Raw genomic sequence first — 1849 nt, 5'->3', positions numbered from 1 at the left:
CCCTACTATATGAAATAGATAGATAACGGCGCAAAGAACCATTGTTTTCTGGGTATACAAGAAGTACCAATCACAGAACTTCCGAAATACCCACCCAAAAGGAGCTGAAAACAATGGTTCTGTCTACATTTAACCATATTCAGGGGAACAACGGAAGTCATTGGAACCGCTTGATGAGAGGGGCAAATGCCGAAAAGATTTGTATTGTGGCGATTGATGCCGCCAAGTTTGTGAACGCCGCGATGATCTGCAATGTATACGGGGATATCCTCGTCAAACCGTTTGAATTCAATGCCGCCTCTGCCGGTTTTGAAAAACTGGTGAAGGAAATTGAACAGGCTAGAGAAGGATATGGATTTGAAGAAGTGGTCGTGGGCATCGAGACGACCGGGCATTATTACGAAGATCTGGTCCGTCTCTGTGAACAGGAGAAATTCATTGTCCGGATTATTAACGCGGCCACGACAGCGAAAGAACGAGAGACCGTGCTGAATTACACGAAGACCGACAATGTGGATTTGATGGCAATCACTCAATCCCTCCTACATGGACGCGGTCAGACAAGGCAGGAGGCCCTTCCGTTGTTGGAACAACTCAAAACCCTATCACGGGCGCACCGGACATTGATTGATGCCCGTTCGCGAACGGTTAACCATATCCGGCTCTATATGGATCATATCTTCCGGGAGTTTCAGGGAGTTGTGGAAACAGTGGAGGGAGAACAGGTCACCTTAAAGATTTTCTGGACTTTCGACTCCAAGTCATCGCTTTACTTGATGCGTCACTATCCACATCCTTCGGATATCTTGGAATTAGGGGAAGAGGGATTGCGCCGGCTTTCGATTGAACAGAACTTAAAGTTGCGTGACCAATCCATTGAGCGCCTGATCCGATTCGCTCGTCAATCGGTCTCCAAATCCAAAGCTGATCTGCAGGCAGAGCTTCTCCTGTTGCGATTGAAGCTCGATGAGCTGGAAATGGAGACAGCACAAGTGACGCGGGTAAAAGCAGAGATGGAACGGGTGCTTCTCCAAACAGACGGAGGAATCCTGTTGAGCATCCCAGGCGTCGGAGTGACCACGGCTTGTGAACTGACAGCTGAAATTGGAGATCTCTCCTTGTTCAACCGACCCGAACAGCTCATCAAGATGGCCGGCACCAACCCGATCATCCGCCAGTCAGGCGGTAAGAAAGCGACCACCCATCATATTTCCAAACAAGGACGGGCTGATTTTCGAGCGGCTGTGTACCGGGCCGGCAAAGCCATGAAGGGCCAGAATCCGGCTATGCAGAAAAAGGCGGAAGAAATGAAAGCGAAGGGCAAAAAGATGGGTCAAATCTATATCGCCCTAGGTAATCGCTTACTGCGCCTTGCATTCGCCATGATGAAAAAGAAACAGGTCTATCAACCTGAGTCTGGGGGCAAAAGCCTACAATCCGTGATTGCCAGTAAGCTGCGGAACAAAGAAAAACAAGCCTTGTTCTTCAATCGTTATGTCCTGACCTAATGGCCTTTAGATAAGCAAACCGATCGCTTTGCCAAGAAACAACGGCATTTTTCCGGAACGCCAGATCACATTGATCAACGCCCCTGAGGCATTATGACCTCGTTACACAGCGTAATGGGTCTTGTTCCACAAATACGGATAAAACGTAAATGTACTCAGATTGCATTAAGTAGGCTGTATCCCTGTGGAAACAAACAACAAGGCTTTGTGCGTTGCGGAGAAATGCCTTCATTACTGTTCTGTGATTGTCGATTTCAATTTTATTCCAGTTGATCTTTGGTTTTGTGTTGTCAAAATTCCTTATAGTTAGCGCTTGACTTATTTCACATTAAACGCTGTGT

At 47.4% G+C, this 1849-nt stretch carries 1 protein-coding gene; it reads left to right on the top strand.

What is annotated here, in order from left to right; translation table 11 throughout:
- Positions 1-113 precede the first annotated feature (113 nt).
- Positions 114-1508 carry an IS110 family RNA-guided transposase gene (locus FQ085_RS17895; RefSeq protein WP_149457289.1) on the top strand — a complete coding sequence of 465 codons (1395 nt, stop codon included), beginning with the start codon at positions 114-116 and terminating at the stop codon, positions 1506-1508.
- Positions 1509-1849 lie beyond the last annotated feature (341 nt).

Origin of the sequence: Planococcus sp. ANT_H30 (assembly GCF_008369335.1) — a bacterium.
GTDB lineage: Bacteria > Bacillota > Bacilli > Bacillales_A > Planococcaceae > Planococcus > Planococcus kocurii.
The sequence above is the reverse complement of the archived record's forward strand: the minus strand, read 5'-3'. Positions and strand labels throughout refer to the sequence as shown.

Excerpts from the sequence above, each read along its gene's own strand:
- FQ085_RS17895 (WP_149457289.1), top strand. The coding sequence starts at position 114 with ATGGTTCTGTCTACATTTAACCATATTCAGGGGAACAACGGAAGTCAT.